At 71.7% G+C, this 15865-nt stretch carries 14 protein-coding genes; 5 read left to right on the top strand and 9 right to left on the bottom strand.

The annotated features are described in order from the left end of the window. Nucleotides 1-10 precede the first annotated feature (10 nt). The 3 genes from ACWCPI_RS09850 to ACWCPI_RS09840 all read right to left on the bottom strand — a co-directional run bounded on the left by ACWCPI_RS09850 (nucleotide 11) and on the right by ACWCPI_RS09840 (nucleotide 3712). Nucleotides 11-1057, bottom strand: coding sequence for a family 2 encapsulin nanocompartment cargo protein terpene cyclase (locus ACWCPI_RS09850; protein WP_451037629.1), 1047 nt, complete (start codon nucleotides 1055-1057; stop codon nucleotides 11-13). A 16-nt stretch (nucleotides 1058-1073) separates the two neighbouring features. After that, entirely contained in the window at nucleotides 1074-2516 is a 1443-nt protein-coding gene (locus tag ACWCPI_RS09845; protein ID WP_451037628.1) for a family 2B encapsulin nanocompartment shell protein, read from the bottom strand. A gap of 188 nt (nucleotides 2517-2704) precedes the next feature. Further along, nucleotides 2705-3712 carry a zinc-binding alcohol dehydrogenase family protein gene (locus ACWCPI_RS09840; protein WP_451037915.1) on the bottom strand — a complete coding sequence of 336 codons (1008 nt, stop codon included), beginning with the start codon at nucleotides 3710-3712 and terminating at the stop codon, nucleotides 2705-2707. A gap of 149 nt (nucleotides 3713-3861) precedes the next feature. Between ACWCPI_RS09840 and ACWCPI_RS09835 the strand changes: the two genes are divergently transcribed. Then, entirely contained in the window at nucleotides 3862-4662 is an 801-nt protein-coding gene (locus ACWCPI_RS09835; RefSeq protein ID WP_451037627.1) for a VOC family protein, read from the top strand. 30 nt (nucleotides 4663-4692) lie between these two features. Further along, complete coding sequence (locus ACWCPI_RS09830) at nucleotides 4693-5385, top strand: ribonuclease H family protein (RefSeq protein ID WP_451037626.1); 693 nt, start codon at nucleotides 4693-4695, stop codon at nucleotides 5383-5385. Between the two features lie 30 nt (nucleotides 5386-5415). Here the strand turns inward: ACWCPI_RS09830 and melC2 are convergent, their stop codons facing one another. Both melC2 and melC1 read right to left on the bottom strand, forming a co-directional pair. Continuing rightward, nucleotides 5416-6240: a tyrosinase MelC2 gene (melC2, locus tag ACWCPI_RS09825; protein ID WP_451037625.1), complete on the bottom strand. Its 825-nt coding sequence runs from the start codon at nucleotides 6238-6240 to the stop codon at nucleotides 5416-5418. Nucleotides 6241-6288: 48 nt separating this feature from the next. Next, a complete protein-coding gene (melC1, locus tag ACWCPI_RS09820; RefSeq protein WP_451037914.1) occupies nucleotides 6289-6678 on the bottom strand; it encodes an apotyrosinase chaperone MelC1 in 390 nt (129 codons plus the stop codon). A 341-nt stretch (nucleotides 6679-7019) separates the two neighbouring features. Between melC1 and ACWCPI_RS09815 the strand changes: the two genes are divergently transcribed. After that, nucleotides 7020-8243 carry an FAD-dependent monooxygenase gene (locus ACWCPI_RS09815; protein ID WP_451037624.1) on the top strand — a complete coding sequence of 408 codons (1224 nt, stop codon included), beginning with the start codon at nucleotides 7020-7022 and terminating at the stop codon, nucleotides 8241-8243. Nucleotides 8244-8249: 6 nt separating this feature from the next. On the opposite strand, the gene ACWCPI_RS09810 is transcribed toward ACWCPI_RS09815, so the two are convergent. Continuing rightward, on the bottom strand, nucleotides 8250-9941 hold the full coding sequence (locus tag ACWCPI_RS09810) for a cholesterol oxidase substrate-binding domain-containing protein (protein ID WP_451037623.1): 1692 nt from the start codon (nucleotides 9939-9941) through the stop codon (nucleotides 8250-8252). A gap of 137 nt (nucleotides 9942-10078) precedes the next feature. On the opposite strand from ACWCPI_RS09810, the gene ACWCPI_RS09805 reads away from it, so the two are divergent. Both ACWCPI_RS09805 and ACWCPI_RS09800 read left to right on the top strand, forming a co-directional pair. Next, the gene (locus tag ACWCPI_RS09805) at nucleotides 10079-11062 is read left to right on the top strand and encodes an aldo/keto reductase (RefSeq protein WP_451037622.1); all 984 of its coding nucleotides are present in this window, start codon (nucleotides 10079-10081) and stop codon (nucleotides 11060-11062) included. Nucleotides 11063-11160: 98 nt separating this feature from the next. Continuing rightward, nucleotides 11161-11655: a DUF6328 family protein gene (locus tag ACWCPI_RS09800; protein WP_451037621.1), complete on the top strand. Its 495-nt coding sequence runs from the start codon at nucleotides 11161-11163 to the stop codon at nucleotides 11653-11655. A 36-nt stretch (nucleotides 11656-11691) separates the two neighbouring features. Here the strand turns inward: ACWCPI_RS09800 and ACWCPI_RS09795 are convergent, their stop codons facing one another. The 3 genes from ACWCPI_RS09795 to ACWCPI_RS09785 form a co-directional block, all read right to left on the bottom strand. Continuing rightward, nucleotides 11692-12735: a hypothetical protein gene (locus ACWCPI_RS09795; RefSeq protein ID WP_451037620.1), complete on the bottom strand. Its 1044-nt coding sequence runs from the start codon at nucleotides 12733-12735 to the stop codon at nucleotides 11692-11694. 116 nt (nucleotides 12736-12851) lie between these two features. Continuing rightward, nucleotides 12852-13829 carry an LLM class F420-dependent oxidoreductase gene (locus ACWCPI_RS09790; protein WP_388796025.1) on the bottom strand — a complete coding sequence of 326 codons (978 nt, stop codon included), beginning with the start codon at nucleotides 13827-13829 and terminating at the stop codon, nucleotides 12852-12854. Between the two features lie 294 nt (nucleotides 13830-14123). After that, entirely contained in the window at nucleotides 14124-15752 is a 1629-nt protein-coding gene (locus ACWCPI_RS09785; protein ID WP_451037619.1) for a serine/threonine protein kinase, read from the bottom strand. Nucleotides 15753-15865: the final 113 nt, after the last annotated feature.

The following is a 15865-nucleotide window of genomic DNA, read 5'->3' as shown; positions in this document are numbered from 1 at the left end:
CGATGGCGCTTTACCAGTAGTTGGGCAGGTGGTAGCGGTGGCTGTTGGTGGCGTGCCACTCGTGGTTGCCGGCCACCCAGTCGGACAGGCTCCGGGTGTAGCGCTCGACCAGGGGCGAACCGGCGGACAGCAGGGCGGACTCCTCCTCGAAGGCCTCCATGATCCGGTTGTGGATCTCCACGGCCTTCAGATAGGCGGCCTTCAGTCCGCACCGCTCGTTGGCCGCGATGACCTGCGGCAGGTTGAGGTGGGTCGGATCGCTCGCCAGCTCCTTGGTGAAGGAGTACAGGTCGTTGACGATCGTGGTCGCGTTGCATGCCAGCGCCGTGATCCGCTGGATCTCCGGCCGGGCGTAGACGGCCTCGGGCAGTTCGTAGCCGTCCACGGCGTCCACGATCGACAGACAGGGACGGAAGTTGTTGAACTGCCGCATCACCAGGTACTCCCAGACGCGCGGCACATGGCGGGTCTCCGCCCAGGCGGCCTCGGCCAGGTAGCCCAGATGCAGCCGGGCGATGTCGTGCACGAAACGGTCGGTCTGGCTGGGCGTGGCGAAGGCGGCGTAGTCCGTGAGGGCGAAGTGGTACGACCGCAGCGGACCGTCGGCCCGCACTCCCTCGCGCCACTCCTCCTCCAACTCCGGAATGCCGTGGTACGGATCGATCGCCGACTGGGCCATGATCAGCCGGCCCCCGAGACCCCGGCGCGCTCCGCCCCGGCCCTCGTCCTCCTCGCAGTAGCAGGAGTCGACGACGTTCTCGGCGAGCAGCAGCTCACCGGCCACGGTCAGCCGGTCCAGGTCGACCGCCTCCGGGTGCTGGAGCACCACGGCCCGGCCGAACTGGAACCCGGAGAAGTCCCCCTTCCACGCCTCGGGGAACAGGTCGAGCCGCCTGGCCCATGCCTCCAGCCTGCGGTCGACCTCCGCGGCCTTCACGGGGTCGGCGGGGGCGACCTGCCGGTGGCGCAGCCCCGGGACGGCCCCGCAGCGCCGGGTGCGCATGGTGCTCGCCAGGTTCGGGGGGCCCGGCATGCGGAAGCCGGTCGACGTGCTCATGGCGTGCTCCACGCGGTCACTCGGCCGTCCGGCCGATCTGGGCGTTCTCCAGGATCCCGACGGCGTCGGGCACGAGGATCGCCAGCGAGTAGTAGGCCGTCACGAGGTAGCGGATGATCGAGTTGCCGTCGATGCCCATGAACCGCACGTTCAGACCGGGCTGGTACTCCTCCGGGATCCCGGTCTGGTACAGCCCGATCGCGCCCTGGTCGCCCTCCCCGGTGCGCAGCGCGATGATGCTGCTGGTGTGCTGCGGGCTGATCGGGATCTTGTTGCACGGGAAGATCGGGACGCCGCGCCAGGCGGGGATCTCGTGCCCCTCGACGGTCGCCGTGCCGGGGACCAGGCCGCGCCGGTTGCACTGCCGGAAGAAGGCCGCGATCGCCTTGGGATGGGCGATGAACAGCTTGGTCTTGCGCCGCATCGACAGCAGCTCGTCCATGTCGTCCGGAGTCGGCGGCCCGGTGAAGGTGCTGATGCGCTGCCCGTAGTCGGCGTTGTGCAGCAGCCCGAACTCCCGGTTGTTGACCAGCTCCCACTCCTGGCGCTCGCGGATCTCCTCGATGGTCAGGCGGAGTTGCTGCTCGGTCTGGTCCATCGGGTTGTTGTAGAGGTCGGCCACCCGGGTGTGCACGCGCAGCACGGTCTGCGTCAGGGACAGCTCGTACTCGCGCGGGGCGAGGTCGTAGTCGACGTAGCCGCCGTTGATGGTCGGCTCGCCGACATGGCCCGCCTGCACCGGGACGTCGGCCTCGCCCTTGCGGTTCATCGGCAGGCGCTGGCGCGCGGCGTACGCCTCCAGGTGCGCCGCGAGGGACGGCACCCGGGCGGTCAACTCCTCGACCACGCTCCAGGGCAGCACCAGCAGCACGCCGGCCGTCTCCGCGCGGACCGAGCTCAGCCACAGCGGGTCGTCCCGGCCGATGGCCTCGTCGCCGATCTGGTCGCCGTCGGTGACGACGCCGAGGATCTCCTCCTCGCCGTACTTGCCCTCGGTGAAGCGGGTGAAGCGGCCGTGCGCGACGAGGTAGGCCTCGGTGACCGGCTGCCCGGCCTCGACCAGGATCTGGCCGGCGCGGATCTCCCGGACCCGGAAGCGGCCGGCGATCTCCCTGAGGACGTCGGTGTCGGTGTAGCCGCGCAGGACCGGAAGCTCGGTGAGGGTCTCGGGGATGACCTTGATGTCGTCCGCCCCGTTCTGGTCGAACTGCACCCGGCCCCGGCCCACCCGGAGCTGAAGCCGGCGGTTGACCCGGTAGGTGCCGCCCTTCACGTCCACCCAGGGGAGCATCCGCAGCAGCCAGCGCGAGCTGATGGCCTGCATCTGCGGTTCGGACTTGGTGGTGGTGGCGAGTTGCCGGGCGGCCTGGGTGCTGAGACTGGTGAGCCGAGCGTCGGACCGGGGTTCGGGGTCGGGTTCGTCGATGGCGGGACCGGTGGCGCTGTCCGGTGTGGACACATTCCCTCCAGGGATGAGCGGGCTGGCCAAGCGCGTGCACCAGCCAAACAGCCACTGGGGCTCCCGGGTCAGGGCGTGAAGGGGGCGGCTTCGGACGCCAAAGGTGCCAAACCCGCCGTGCGAGGCAGTGGGTGCACCGTGAGTGCCACCGCTCCCCTTGCGTGCCCCCGCACGCTGGAGTGACGCACTCAGGACAGGTCGTCCACCAGCACCGCGGCCCCGTCGAACCGGCCCGCCTTCAGATCCCGCAACGCCGCGTCGGCCCGTGACAGCGGATAGGTGTGGGTCGTGGCGCGTACGGCGTGCTCGGCCGCCAGCGCCAGGAACCCACGGCCGTCCTCGCGCGTGTTGGCGGTGACGCTGCGCAGCTGCTTCTCGTAGAAGAGCTCGCTCTCGTAGCGCAGCACCGGGACGTCGCTGAGGTGGATGCCCGCGATCGCCAGGGTGCCGCCCCGGTCCAGGGCCCGCAGCGCCACCGGGACGAGATCGCCGACCGGCGCGAACAGGATCGCGCTGTCCAGCGGCTCCGGCGGCGACTCGTACGCGTCGCGGGCCGAGGCGGCACCCAGGTCGAGCGCCAGCCTGCGCGCGTGCGCGCCCCGCGTCAGCACGTGCACGGTGGCGCCCTCCGCCAGCGCCAGCTGCGCGCACAGGTGGGCGCTGCCCCCGAAGCCGTACAGCCCGAGCCGCCCGCCCGCCGGCAGCGCCGATCGCCGCAACGCGCGAAAGCCGATGATCCCGGCGCACAGCAGCGGAGCGCACGACACGTCGTCGATGCCCTCGGGCAGCCGGTAGGCGTACGCGGCCGGCACCGTCGTGTACTGCGCGTAACCGCCGTCGGCGTCCCAGCCGGTGTACCGCGAGGCCGGGCACAGGTTCTCCGACCCGCGCGCGCAGTAGGCGCAGGTGCCGTCGGTGCGCCGCAGCCAGGCCACCCCGACCCGCTCCCCGTCCTCGAAGCCGCGCACCGCCGCCCCCACCCCGGCCACCACCCCGACCACCTCGTGCCCGGGCGTGACCGCGGGCCGGCGCACCGGCAGGTCCCCCTCCGCGACATGCAGGTCGGTGCGGCACACCCCGCACGCACGGACCCGTACGAGCAGCTCGTCGTCGCCCGGCGCGGGGACCGGCCTCTCGACGAACCGCAGACCGCCCTCCGCCACCGGACCCGGCTCGACCACCGCCCACGCGCGCATCGTCCCGTCCGCCATGTCGCGCCCCATCCGTCGCAGAGCTGCCGTGTCCTCCCAGTCTGTGACGCGGGGGCGCATTCGGCGCGCGGTCGGACGAGGGCGTGACTACCGTGAGGAACCGGACAACCGCCGATTCGGAAAGGTCCGCAGTCATGGCCGTACAACCAGAGGGAACGCCCTGTTGGGCCGATGCGATGTTCAGCGACGTCGAGGGGGCGAAGAGCTTCTACGGCGACGTCCTGGGCTGGACCTTCGGCGAGTCTTTGTCGGAGTTCGGCAACTACACCCAGGCCTATGTGGAGGGGAAGGCGGTCGCCGCCGTCGTCCCGCCCATGCCCGGCCAGGAGGGGCAGTCCGCGTGGTGCCTGTACTTCGCCGCGTCCGACGCCGCCGCCACCGCCGAGAAGATCCGGCAGCACGGCGGCGAGGTGCTGATGGAGCCGATGCAGGTCGGTGAGTTCGGCACCATGTGCCTGGGCCGTGAGCCCAGCGGCGCCGTCTTCGGCGTGTGGCAGGCGGGGACCCACGAGGGCTTCGAGGCGCCGATGGAGCAGCCCGGAGCGTACTGCTGGGCCGAGGTCTTCACGCGGGAGCCGGAGAAGGCCGACGCCTTCCTGACCGCCCTCTTCCCGTACGCGATGAAGCAGATGCAGGACGACGCGGTCGACTTCAGACTGTTCGACCTCGGTGACCGGACCGTGCTGGGGCGGATGAAGATGACGGAGGAGTTCCCGCCCGAGATCCCCTCCTACATCAACGTGTACTTCACCGTGGCAAACTGTGACGACGCGGTCGCCGCGGCCACCAAGCTCGGTGCCCAGCTGCGGTTCGGCCCGATGGACAGTCCCTTCGGGCGGTTCGCGGCGCTCACCGATCCCCAGGGCGCGAACTTCTCGGTGATCGACGTCACGACGACGGCCGGGGAGATGCCGCAGAGCACCGAGGTCTCCTGAAGCGGTTCGGCGCCGTCATCCGGTCATGGCATGATCGATCCCATGCGTGAACGTGTGGTGGCCGCGTGCGACGGGGCATCGAAGGGCAACCCGGGGCCGGCCGGCTGGGCCTGGGTCGTCGCCGACGAGAGGGAGACTCCGGACCGCTGGGAGGCCGGCCCACTCGGCCGGGCCACCAACAACGTCGCGGAACTCACCGCGTTGGAGCGTCTGCTCGCGTCGACCGACCCCGGCGTCCCGCTGGAGATCCGGATGGACTCCCAGTACGCCATGAAGGCCGTCACCACCTGGCTGCCCGGCTGGAAGCGCAACGGCTGGAAGACGGCGGCCGGCAAGCCGGTCGCCAACCAGGACCTGGTCGTGCGCATCGACGAACTGCTCACCGGACGCACCGTCGAGTTCCGCTACGTACCCGCCCACCAGGTCGACGGCGACCCGCTGAACGACTTCGCCGACCGCGCCGCCAGCCAGGCGGCCACCCTGCAGGAGCCCGCGGGCAGCGGCCTCGGCTCGCCGCAGCCGCCGCCCTCCCCGGACACCCCGTCGGCCAAGGCCCCGCGCCGCAAGTCCGCGCCCGCACGCAAGAACGGCACCTCCTCGCGCACCATCAAGGCCAAGTTCCCCGGCCGCTGCCTCTGCGGCCGCGGCTACGCCGCCGGCGAGTCCATCGCGAAGAACGCGCAGGGCTGGGGCCACCCGGAGTGCCGCACCGCGCAGGCATGAGCGGCGGGCGGGGCGTACGGCGACGCGGTCTCAGGCCGCGTCGAAGGTGTAGTGCGCCGTGTGGTCCAGCAGGTCGGCGGGGGTCATGTCGTTCCACGGCTTCATCGTGTCGTTGAGGTCGACCACGTTCGGGGTCCCGGCCGTCGGCACGTAACCGGAGCCCGGGTGGCGCCGCTGCCAGTCCGCCCACAGCTTGTCGATGAAGGCGTGGTGCATCCAGAACACCGGGTCGTTGGGCGACATGCCGGTCGCCATCTGACCGCCGACCCAGACATGGACCCGGTTGTGCAGATTGACCCCGCGCCAGCCTTCGAGGTGGTTGCGGAAGCCGTCCGAGGCGCTGTTCCAGGGCGGCATGTCGTACGTCGGCATCGCGAGCACCGACTCCACCTCCGCCCGGGTCGGCAGCTCCCGCACGGCGGTGCCGAGCGAACGGCGCAGGAACGTCCGGCCGTCGACGCGCACGTTCACGGGCCAGTTGCCGGACGCCGAGGCGAACGGCCCGTCCATCACCCGCCCGTCCAGGCTGCGTCCGGTGCCGCCGAGGAAGTCGGGCGCCCAGAGCGAGGACCGTATGGAGCGGTCGGCGGTCCAGTCCCAGTACGGCAGCGCGACCGAGGCGTCCACCTGCTGCAACGCGCGCTCGAACTCCAGCAGGAATCTGCGGTGCCAGGGCAGGAAGGACGGTGAACGGTGCCCGGTGCGCTCGCCGTTGTCGGTGTCGCCGACGATGAAGGCGTTGTGGGTCGTGACGAACTCGTCGTAGCGGCCGTTGCGCTTCAGCTCCAGCACGGCGGCGACGAAGCGCCGCTTCTCGTCGGCGGTCAGCAGGGCCTGGTTCTTGCGGACGGTCATGGTCGGTGGTGCTCCAGAGTGCTTGTGGGTGCGGGTGGGCCGGGCAGGTCAGTTGGCGGGGAAGGGGAGGAGCTTGGCTCCCTGGAGCTCGTCGACGGCGGCGCGTGCGGCGGCGCGCGGGGTGGGGACCGGCTCGTAGTGGCTGACGACGCTGATCCAGCTGCCGTCCGCGTTGCGCATCACATGCAGCTCCACCCCGTCGACGAACACGGCGTAACCGGCGCCGTGATGCTGGTGACCGCCGCCCGAGGCCGGCCGGCCCTGTATGCGGCGGCCCTTGTAGACCTCGTCGAAGGAGGCGGGGGAGTGGTGGTCGTGCCCTGTCTCGGCGGGGGTGGCCGCGGTCGACGCGGTGGGGGCGGCGACCGCGTGGACACCGGCTCCGGTGGCGAGGGCGGCTGCGGCGGTGAGTGCACGACGACGGCTGAGTACCGGCATGCGGATCTCCTGGGTGGGGTTGTTGCGGATCACGACTCCGCATGCCTACCGGGCCGGCCGAGAGCCGGAGAAATCGGCCGGGAGTGGTTGGCCGCGATCCGGACAAGTGCCCACATGTCATGCAGGATTGAACCAAGGTGATCTTGCTTGTGGTGGGCTCCGGGCTACCCGGAACGGGAAATTCCTCCCCCTGCGGGCGGCATTCCGGGTGGTACTTCGCGCGCCGGTGCCGCGCCGGTGGTGTGCCTCACTCGCAGAAGCTGACGCGATCCGGAGCGTCACGAGGTGGGTGTGCCCGTCCTGCTAGGCTGCGGAAGCGATATGACCGTTTCATGTAATTGATGGGGGTATGCGTGAAGGTCGCCTGCGTCGGCGGCGGACCCGCCGGCCTGTACCTCTCGATCCTGCTGAAACTGCGGGACCCGTCCCACGAGGTCACCGTCCACGAGCGCGACCCGGCGGGCTCCACCTACGGCTGGGGCGTCACCTACTGGCGCGGACTGCTCGACGAACTGGGCGCCCACGACCCCGAATCGGCCCGCGCCATCGCCGCCGGCTCGGTCCGCTGGCGCGAGGGCGTCGCCCACGTACGGCACCTGACGATCCGTCGGCCCGGCGACGAGGGGCACGGTATCGGCCGCCACCGGCTGCTGGAGATCCTCGCCACCCGCGCCCGCTCGCTCGGTGTACGGCTCGTCCACGAGCAGGCGATCACACCGGAGAACCTGCCCGACGCCGACCTCGTCGTGGCGGCCGACGGTCTGCACAGCGCCCTGCGCACCCGCCACGCCGACCACTTCGGCACCCGGTTCACGCAGGGCCGCAACCGCTACGTCTGGCTCGGCACGAGCAAGGTCTTCGACGCCTTCACCTTCGCCTTCGTCGAGACCGGCCACGGCTGGATCTGGTGCTACGGCTACGGCTGCGGCCCCGACGCCGGGACCGTCGTCGTCGAATGCGCCCCGGAAACCTGGACCGGCCTCGGCCTCGACACCGCGCCCGCGACCGACGGCCGGGCCCAGCTGGCCGAGCTCTTCGCCCATGTCCTGGACGGCCACCCCCTCACCGGCCCCGCGGGCGCCGACGGCAGGGACCGCTGGCTGAACTTCCGCACCCTCACCAATCGCACCTGGCACCGCGGCAACCTCGTCCTGCTCGGCGACGCCGCCCACACCACCCACTACTCCGTCGGCGCCGGCACGACCCTCGCCCTCCAGGACGCCATCGCCCTGACCGCCGCACTGCACGAGCACCCCGCGCTCCCGCGGGCACTCACCGCGTACGAACAGCGGCGCAAGCACGCCCTGCTGTCCGTCCAGAGCGCGGCCCGCCTCAGCGCCCAGTGGTACGAGAACCTCCCCCGCTACATCGGCCTGCCCCCCGAGCAGATGTTCGCCCTGCTCGGCCAGCGCCACTCACCCCTGCTGCACCATGTGCCGCCCCGGCTCTACTACCGGATCGACAGGGCGGCCGGGCGGTCGCAGGCGCTGCGCCGCCTCAAGCGCCGGCTCGGGCCGAAGGTCGCGCGTGCCGTCCACACGAGGACCCTCGCCGGCCGCGGATGACCGCACTCACCGGAACAACCGGTCGAGGAAGGTGTTGCCGAACACCCCGTGCGGGTCGAGCCGGTCCAGCACCCCGGACGCCTGCACCCACGCGCTCTCCCCGAAGGAACCGGGCACGGCCGAGTCCAGCACGTCGTCGTCGCTCCAGGCGGCCTCGTCGGTGTAGGCCCAGCCCTTCGACCACTCCACCCGGGACATGGCGTACCCGCCGTCGAAGGTGCGCAAGCCGAACTGCTCCAGCTCGCGCAGGAACTGATGCGCATGCGGGGTCCCGGGCAGCGTCAGGACGTTCAGCCACACGGCCGTGTCCCAGTCGGGACGGTCCGCGCGAGGGCCGAGCGCCGACAGCAGCGGGTGCCGCGCACCGGCCGCGCCGACGTCCGCCGGATCGTCCAGACCGGTCACCCGGATCTCCACCGAGCCGTTGACCGGGAACCGGCCCCGAGCCGCGTACGCCGCCAGCCGCTCCCGGTAGAAGGCGGTGAACTCGGCCAGCACGCGCTGCACCTGGTCCCGGCCGGTCAGCACCGCGTACCCGTTCGTCGCGATGCGCAGAGTCGTCGGACGCAGATACAGCAGCGTGTTCTTGGACGGCCCCCAGATGTCCGCCGACCGCGTCGCCACGAGCCCGAGCGCCGCCACGTCGTACTGCGCGTTGCCCAGCACCGGCGCCAGGTACCAGGCGCCGTCCGACACCATGCGCCCGACCAGATCCGCCACCGGGGTGGGGACGTTGTCGGAGAACGGGTAGTTGTACGGCGTCCGCACGTGGCGCGAGGTCAGCGGCCGGGTGGGGGAGACGCTCCAGACCTTCAGCCACGGGAACTCGGTGAAGGCGAACCAGATCGCCTCGACCCGGCCCGCCCGGTCCAGGAAGCTCGCGAGCGTGCGGCCGTCGGTGCCGGGCGCGGCGAAGAGTTCGCCGGCCGGGATGTCCGTACGGCTGACGCACCGCAGGTTGGTGTCGGCTCCCGCGCGCAGCACGACCTCGGTGACCAGCGACCGGCCGAGATGGGTGAGCAGGGCGGCGCAGTCCGCCGTGTCCCGGTCGTACGTCCGCAGCACGTACGCCCCGCTCGCCTCGTCCCAGACCACGGCGGTCAGCGACAGTACGAGATTGCTCAGGGAGCCGTACGTGTGCCCGGGCAGCCGCTGCTCGCCGCGCGCCGGCACCGCGGTGCCGTGGGCGTCGACGGCGAGGGCGCCGCCGAGGGTGAGGTTGCCGGGCGCGGGTGCCGCGGTGACGCCGAGCCCGTGCTCCTCCAGGTAGCCGAGCAGGGCCTCCAGGGTGACGCCGGCGCCGGCCCGGACCGAGGTGGGCGACTCCAGGGCCAGGCCGGTCAGGTGGGCGGCGGTGTCGACGAGGAGGACCGGTGCGTCGGACGACGTTCCGTGCGTGACGGTCAGCGGTGACCAGCCGTGCGAGGCGCCGCGGGCACGGACCCTCCAGCCGTGCCGCCAGGCCCAGTTGACGACGGCGACCACGTGGTCCGGACCGGCCGGTGCGCACGCCCACAGCCCGTCGGCGGTGATCTCACCCACCCAGTTCCGGTACGCCGAGCGGTACAGGGCCACATCGGCGGGGAAGTCCGGTAACTCCTGTGCGGCGACGGCCGGGTCGGCCGGCAGGAGGACCGGTACGGCGGTCAGGGCGGCGGTGTGGAGCAGGAAGCGCCTGCGGCTGAAGATGTCGGTCACACGGCCAAGCTAGGGACCGACTCGACACACACGGCCCGTCTGTCGAAACCATTCACCAGTGTGAGTGAGGGCTTCACATGTGACCGGGCGGAGGGGGCAGCTCCGCATGCGGGGATGACGAATGACACACTGACGTCATGGACGAGCGTGTAATCGGCAGGTCGGGTCAGCGGGCATCCGTCGTCGGACTGGGGACGTGGCAGCTGGGCGCCGACTGGGGAGACGTCGACGAGAAGGATGCCCTGGCGGTGCTGGAGGCGGCGGTCGAGTCGGGGGTGACCTTCTTCGACACCGCCGACGTCTACGGCGACGGCCGCAGCGAGCAGACCATCGCCACGTTCCTGCGTGCCAGGCCCGAGCTGGACGTCTTCGTCGCGACCAAGATGGGCCGCCGCGTCGACCAGATCCCGGAGAACTACGTCCTCGACAACTTCCGCGCCTGGAACGACCGTTCCCGCCGCAACCTCGGCGTGGACCGCCTCGACCTGGTCCAGCTGCACTGCCCGCCGACGCCCGTCTACTCGACGGACGAGGTGTTCGACGCCCTGGACACCCTGGTCGCGGAGGAGCGCATCGCCCGCTACGGCGTCAGCGTGGAGACCTGCGAGGAGGCGCTGACCGCGATCGCCCGACCGGGTGTCACGAGCGTGCAGATCATCCTCAACCCGTTCCGCATGAAGCCCCTGCGCGAGGTGCTGCCCGCCGCCAAGGACGCCGGTGTCGGCATCATCGCCCGCGTGCCGCTCGCCTCCGGTCTGCTGTCGGGCAAGTACACCAAGGACACCGTCTTCGCCGCCGACGACCACCGGACCTACAACCGGCACGGCGAGTCGTTCGACCAGGGCGAGACCTTCTCCGGCGTCGACTACGAGTCGGGCGTGGAGGCCGCCGCCGAGTTCGCCGACCTCGCGCCCGAGGGGTTCACCCCGGCCCAGCTGGCCCTGCGCTGGATCATCCAGCAGCCGGGTGTGACCACCGTGATCCCCGGCGCCCGCTCGGCCGAACAGGCCCGCGCCAACGCGGCCGCCGCCGCGCTGCCGGAGCTGTCGGACGAGACACTCGACGCGATCCGGGCCCTGTACGACCGGCGGATCAAGGACCAGGTGGAGGGCCGCTGGTAGTCACCGGCGGGCACACGCCCGGCCGACGGGACACAATCGCCGCTCAGCGGGTACTCGCCGGACCGAGGGCTCAGGTCGCTCGAAGGCAGGAGGACACGGTGACGGCACAGCAGGACGGAGCCAGCAGGCGCAGGGGGCGCAACGAGACCGAGGAGGAGAGAGCCGACCGCATGTGGGTGGAGCTCCTCCAGGAGGTCCGCGTGGCCCAGATGGGGGTGCAGATTCTCTTCGGCTTCCTGCTCACCGTCGTCTTCACCCCGAAGTACGACGACCTGGATGCCACGGACCAGACGATCTACATCGTGACGGTCGTGCTGGGCGCCGCCGCCACCGGTGCCCTGATAGGCCCCGTCTCCCTGCACCGGCTGGTCTCCGGGCGGCTCATCAAGCCCAAGGCGGTGGAGTGGGCCTCCCGGTTCACCCTCATCGGCCTGATCCTGCTGCTCGTCACGATGGCGTCCTCGCTGCTGCTGATCCTGCGGGTCGCCACGCACGACGGCTATGTGCCCTGGCTGGTCACGGGCGTGGTCGTCTGGTACGTCGTCTGCTGGTTCGTGCTGCCCCTGTGGGCGCGCCGCCGCTACACGGAATGAGCGGCGGCGTGCCCACGGCCGTCGGCACGGTCGCGGCTACTTCGGCCGCGCCGAGCCCTGCTGAGCCCCGCGCAGCGCGGCGATGCACGTGGAGATGGCCTGCTGGAGCTCCTCCAGCTGCGACACCATGTCGTCCTCGACGAACTCCTGCACGTCGTCGAAGGTGAGCTCCTCGAAGACCTTCGTCGCCCGCTGCAGGCTGTGGTAGAACTTCGTCCGCCGCTCCTGCACCCGCAGCTCGGGATCGGCCTCCACCGCCTCGGCGACCAGGGACTTCATGGTGCCGTAGGCCTCGGTGGCCCACTCGCCGGCGTCCTCGTCGTCCGCCAGCTCGTCGATGAGGGACAGGTGCCGCTCGGCCTCCTGGCGCAGGTCGCCCGGCGCGTCGACGGTCTGCCCGGCCGGCGTCTTGATCAGTCCGGACTCGGCGATCTGGCGGACGTAGTCGATCCGGTCGGCCGACCGGTTCTCCCCGGCGACGGCCTTCTTCAGCTCCTCGGTGCGGACCACGTCCCGCGCCAACTCGGTCTGCAGGTCCGGATCCTCACGGACCCGGTCCAGGAGCGCCTGGCGGGCCGCGCGGGCCGTCGAGGGGTCGGCGAGGATCGCGGCCCGCAGCGCCGTGGGGTTCTCGGCGACCTCCAGGGCCTTGGTCGGGCGGATCCCCTCGGCCTCGGCGGCCTCGGCGATGGCGGCGCCGCGCTCGGACGTCGCGCTGTTGCGGGACACGTAGTAGCCGAGCCACACGTCGGCGTCCGGAAGCTCCACCTCCTGGCCCGGCGCGAGGGCCTCGAAGTGCGGCACGAGACCGTCGTCGGCCGCCCGGTCCCAGGCCTTGTAGTAGCGCATGACGCGTTCGGGGGAGCACCCGGCGAGTTCCGCGAACTCCTTCGCGGACACCTTCGGCGTCTCGCCCGCGCTCTGGCCGCCGGGCCGCACACTGCGCGCCACCATCAGGCCGAAGGCCCACCCTCCGGTCCGCGCGTAGGCCCCGAACTCGCGGGCGTCGCGCGCGACGGCATCGGACGGCGGGGCCTGGGGTGCGGGGGACGTCTCGGGCGGGACGAACGCCAGGGTCACGGATGACTCTCCTGTACGGGGACGGGTTGCCCGGAGGGCAACGACAAGTGCATCCGGCAGCTTATGGCACCCCTGAGGGAGGCTCGTCCCACTCGGAAACCGCCCGCGCGCTGCGCCTACGGTCGGCCGAGAGCGTCCCGCAGCGCGGGCAGCAGGGTCTTCTCCGCCCAGTCGAGGTAGGCCGGCTGGCTCTCGCCCCCGATCTGCACCAGCGCGATCTCGGTGAAGCCCGCCTCGGCGTACGGGCGGACCGCCTCCACGAAGGCGTCCGGGTCGTCGCCGCACGGGATCGCGTCGGCGACGTCGTCCTGGGTGACGAACTGCGTCGCCGCCTCGAAGGAGTCGGGGTGGGGCAGTTCCGAGTTCACCTTCCAGCCGCTGCCGAACCAGCGGAACTGCGAGTGCGCCCGCTTGATCGCGGTGTCCCGGTCGGGGTCGTAGCAGACGGGCAGCTGTCCCACGCGCGGCTTGCCCCGGCCGCCGTGCCGGTCGAACGCCTCCAGCAGGCCGGCCTTGGGCTCCGTGGCGATCACGAGGTCACCCAGCCTGCCCGCGAGCGCGCAGGACCGCTCCCCGGAGACCGCGATGCCGATGGGCGGTGGCTGGTCCGGCAGGTCCCACAGCCGCGCCGATTCCACGTCGAAGTGCGTACCCCGGTGGTTCACATGGCCGCCCTCGAAGAGCGCCCGGATGATCTCCACCGCCTCTTCGAGCATCTCGTGCCGCACGTCCACGGACGGCCAGCCGCCGCCCACGACATGCTCGTTGAGGTTCTCGCCCGAGCCCAGCCCCAGCCGGAACCGGCCTTCGGACAGCAGCTGCATGGTGGCCGCCTTCTGCGCCACCACCGCCGGGTGGTAGCGCACGGTCGGGCATGTTACGTAGGTCATCAGCGGGATCCGCGAGGTGGCCTGGGCGGCCGCGCCCAGCACACTCCAGGCGTACGGGGAGTGACCCTGCGAGCGCAGCCACGGAAAGTAGTGGTCCGAGGTCACGGAGAAGTCGAAGCCCGCCTCCTCGGCGCGGACCACATGGTCCACCAGCTCACGAGGGCCGGCCTGCTCGGTCATCATCGTGTATCCGATCTGCACCATGCGCACCGGGTCCCCGGACACGGCTGACCGAAAACGGGACGGACGGGGCGGCAGGGGCCGTCCGGGGGCGGCAGGGGCTCCGGGGCCGGCGAGTGGGGGCCTGAAGGGTGGGGGATCGGGTGGAACCACGGGTGACGGCGGCGGCGGGATGCCCGCATGCCCTCCCGCCCCTGCCCTCCAGCACCCCGGCGGCCCACGGGGCCGACGCCCGCGGCGTCCCAACCTTCCCGGACGCCCTCGATGCGACTGCGCGGCCTGCCCCTGCGGATGTGCGCACCCCGCGGGGTGTCCTGATCACCCCTCGGGCACCCGGAAGGTGCGCAGGATGACGTCCAGGGCCTCGCGATTGCCGGGGTCGTTCCAGTCGGCCTCGGGTGTCGTCCAGCGCAGCGAGTAGCCGCGGTGCTCGGCGACGACGAAGCCGCGGCCGAGGGTACGGATGCGGGTGCCGCCGCTCTCGGCCAGCCATTGCATGTCGGCGGCCTTGAAGCCCTGGTACGTGGTCGCCTCGATGTCGCCGATCCGCCGGAACCCGGCCCGCTCCCGCAGACCGGGCTGGACGTCGTCCCGCCACACGGCGACGGGGTCCGGGCCCACGCGCTCGCTGTAGGTGACGGCCAGGCTGCGCGGATCGTCGTCGGCGCCGAAGATCACTCGGTACGCCAGGTCCGCGGCCCGTTTGGTGAGCTGCGGCTCCCAGCCTTCGGGCAGGGCGACGGAGAAGCCCTCCGGTGAGGTGTACGTCCGGAAACCGGCGGGCAGGGCCGTGCGCGAGGGAGTGGCGGTGGGCGTCCCCGGCTCCGCCGCCTCCCGGGTGGGGGACGAACTGGGGGTGGGAGCCGGGGACGTGTCGGTCGGTGCCCCGGCGGAGGTCGACGGAGCGGGTGTCGGTGCCCCGGCGGAGGTCGAGGGCGCGGGTGCAGGAGCCGCCGCGGAGGGATCGGTGTCGTCCGGACGCTGGTCGGTGACCATGAGGACCGCGGCCGCGACGGTCACGACGGCCAGCGCGGTGCCGACGACCACGGCCCGTCTGCTCCAGCCCGGCCCCACCGCGTACCGGCCGCGCACCCGGGGGCGCGGTGCGGCCTGCAGGGACGCCCCGGGGTCCTCGTCGAGGACGCGGACGAAAGCGTCGCGCACCACCGGTCTGCTCAGCCGCTCCCTGGAGTCCTTGCGCAGCAGCCCCTGGACGACCTGGGTGAGCGGCCCGGCACGCACCGGGGCGCGCAACGGCAGCCGGTCCACGCCCTTCAGCGTGGCCTCGGGCCGGTCCCGTTCGCGGTACGGCGGGCGGCCTTCGACCATCGTGTAGAGGATCGCGCCGAGCGCCCACAGATCGGACGCCGGTCCGATGCGCTCGTCGCGGGCCTGCTCAGGGGAGGCGTACGACGGGGCCGCGACCCGCGGGGCGAGGGTCGCGCCGGCCAGCCCGAAGCCGGTGACCACGACGGAGCCCTCGTCGCCGACGAACACCTGGCCCGGACTCAGCTCGCCGTGCGTGATGCCCGCGACGTGCGCCGCCTCCAGCACGTCGAGCAGTTCGAGGCCGATGCGCGCGGCCCGCACATGGTTCAACGGGCCCTGCCGTGTGAGGAGTTCCCCCAAGGGCGTGCCGTCGAGCCACTCGGTGACGATCCACAGGCTCCCGGACTCCTCGACGACGTCCAGGACGGTGGCGACCCGGCCCGGACGCAGCAACCCCATCCGCTCGGACGTCCGAAGGATCCGCGAGGTCGCCCGGCGCCTGTCGTCCGGGCCCATGTCGTCGGGCAGACCGATCTGGGAGAGAAGGCACGGACGTCCGGTCTCCATGTCCTCGCCGCAATAGCTGTCGCGATTCGTCTCACGATGGACGACATCGACGAGTCGGTACCTTCCGGCGATCGACCCGGCTGTGGAGACGCGCGCCTTGACCATGGCCATCCCTCGCTGAACCCCTGGCTCTCATTTCCCACAGGAAGTACGAGAGACGCGACGTGAAGCGTTCAACGGAATCCGCAACGAAAGGCCGTTTCTTTTCCCTTGTTTCTGACGAG

The sequence above is a fragment of the Streptomyces sp. NPDC001920 genome (genome assembly GCF_053594495.1).
Note: the sequence above shows the minus strand (reverse complement) of the source record. Positions and strands in the feature narration are given on the sequence as shown.

What these genes read in the sequence shown, in the direction of transcription:
- ACWCPI_RS09850 (WP_451037629.1), bottom strand. Translation starts at nt 1,057, where the DNA reads ATGAGCACGTCGACCGGCTTCCGCATGCCGGGCCCCCCGAACCTGGCG.
- ACWCPI_RS09805 (WP_451037622.1), top strand. Translation starts at nt 10,079, where the DNA reads ATGGACGAGCGTGTAATCGGCAGGTCGGGTCAGCGGGCATCCGTCGTC.
- ACWCPI_RS09830 (WP_451037626.1), top strand. Translation starts at nt 4,693, where the DNA reads ATGATCGATCCCATGCGTGAACGTGTGGTGGCCGCGTGCGACGGGGCA.
- ACWCPI_RS09815 (WP_451037624.1), top strand. Translation starts at nt 7,020, where the DNA reads ATGGGGGTATGCGTGAAGGTCGCCTGCGTCGGCGGCGGACCCGCCGGC.
- ACWCPI_RS09785 (WP_451037619.1), bottom strand. Translation starts at nt 15,752, where the DNA reads ATGGCCATGGTCAAGGCGCGCGTCTCCACAGCCGGGTCGATCGCCGGA.
- ACWCPI_RS09835 (WP_451037627.1), top strand. Translation starts at nt 3,862, where the DNA reads ATGGCCGTACAACCAGAGGGAACGCCCTGTTGGGCCGATGCGATGTTC.
- melC1 (WP_451037914.1), bottom strand. Translation starts at nt 6,678, where the DNA reads ATGCCGGTACTCAGCCGTCGTCGTGCACTCACCGCCGCAGCCGCCCTC.
- melC2 (WP_451037625.1), bottom strand. Translation starts at nt 6,240, where the DNA reads ATGACCGTCCGCAAGAACCAGGCCCTGCTGACCGCCGACGAGAAGCGG.
- ACWCPI_RS09840 (WP_451037915.1), bottom strand. Translation starts at nt 3,712, where the DNA reads ATGCGCGCGTGGGCGGTGGTCGAGCCGGGTCCGGTGGCGGAGGGCGGT.
- ACWCPI_RS09790 (WP_388796025.1), bottom strand. Translation starts at nt 13,829, where the DNA reads ATGGTGCAGATCGGATACACGATGATGACCGAGCAGGCCGGCCCTCGT.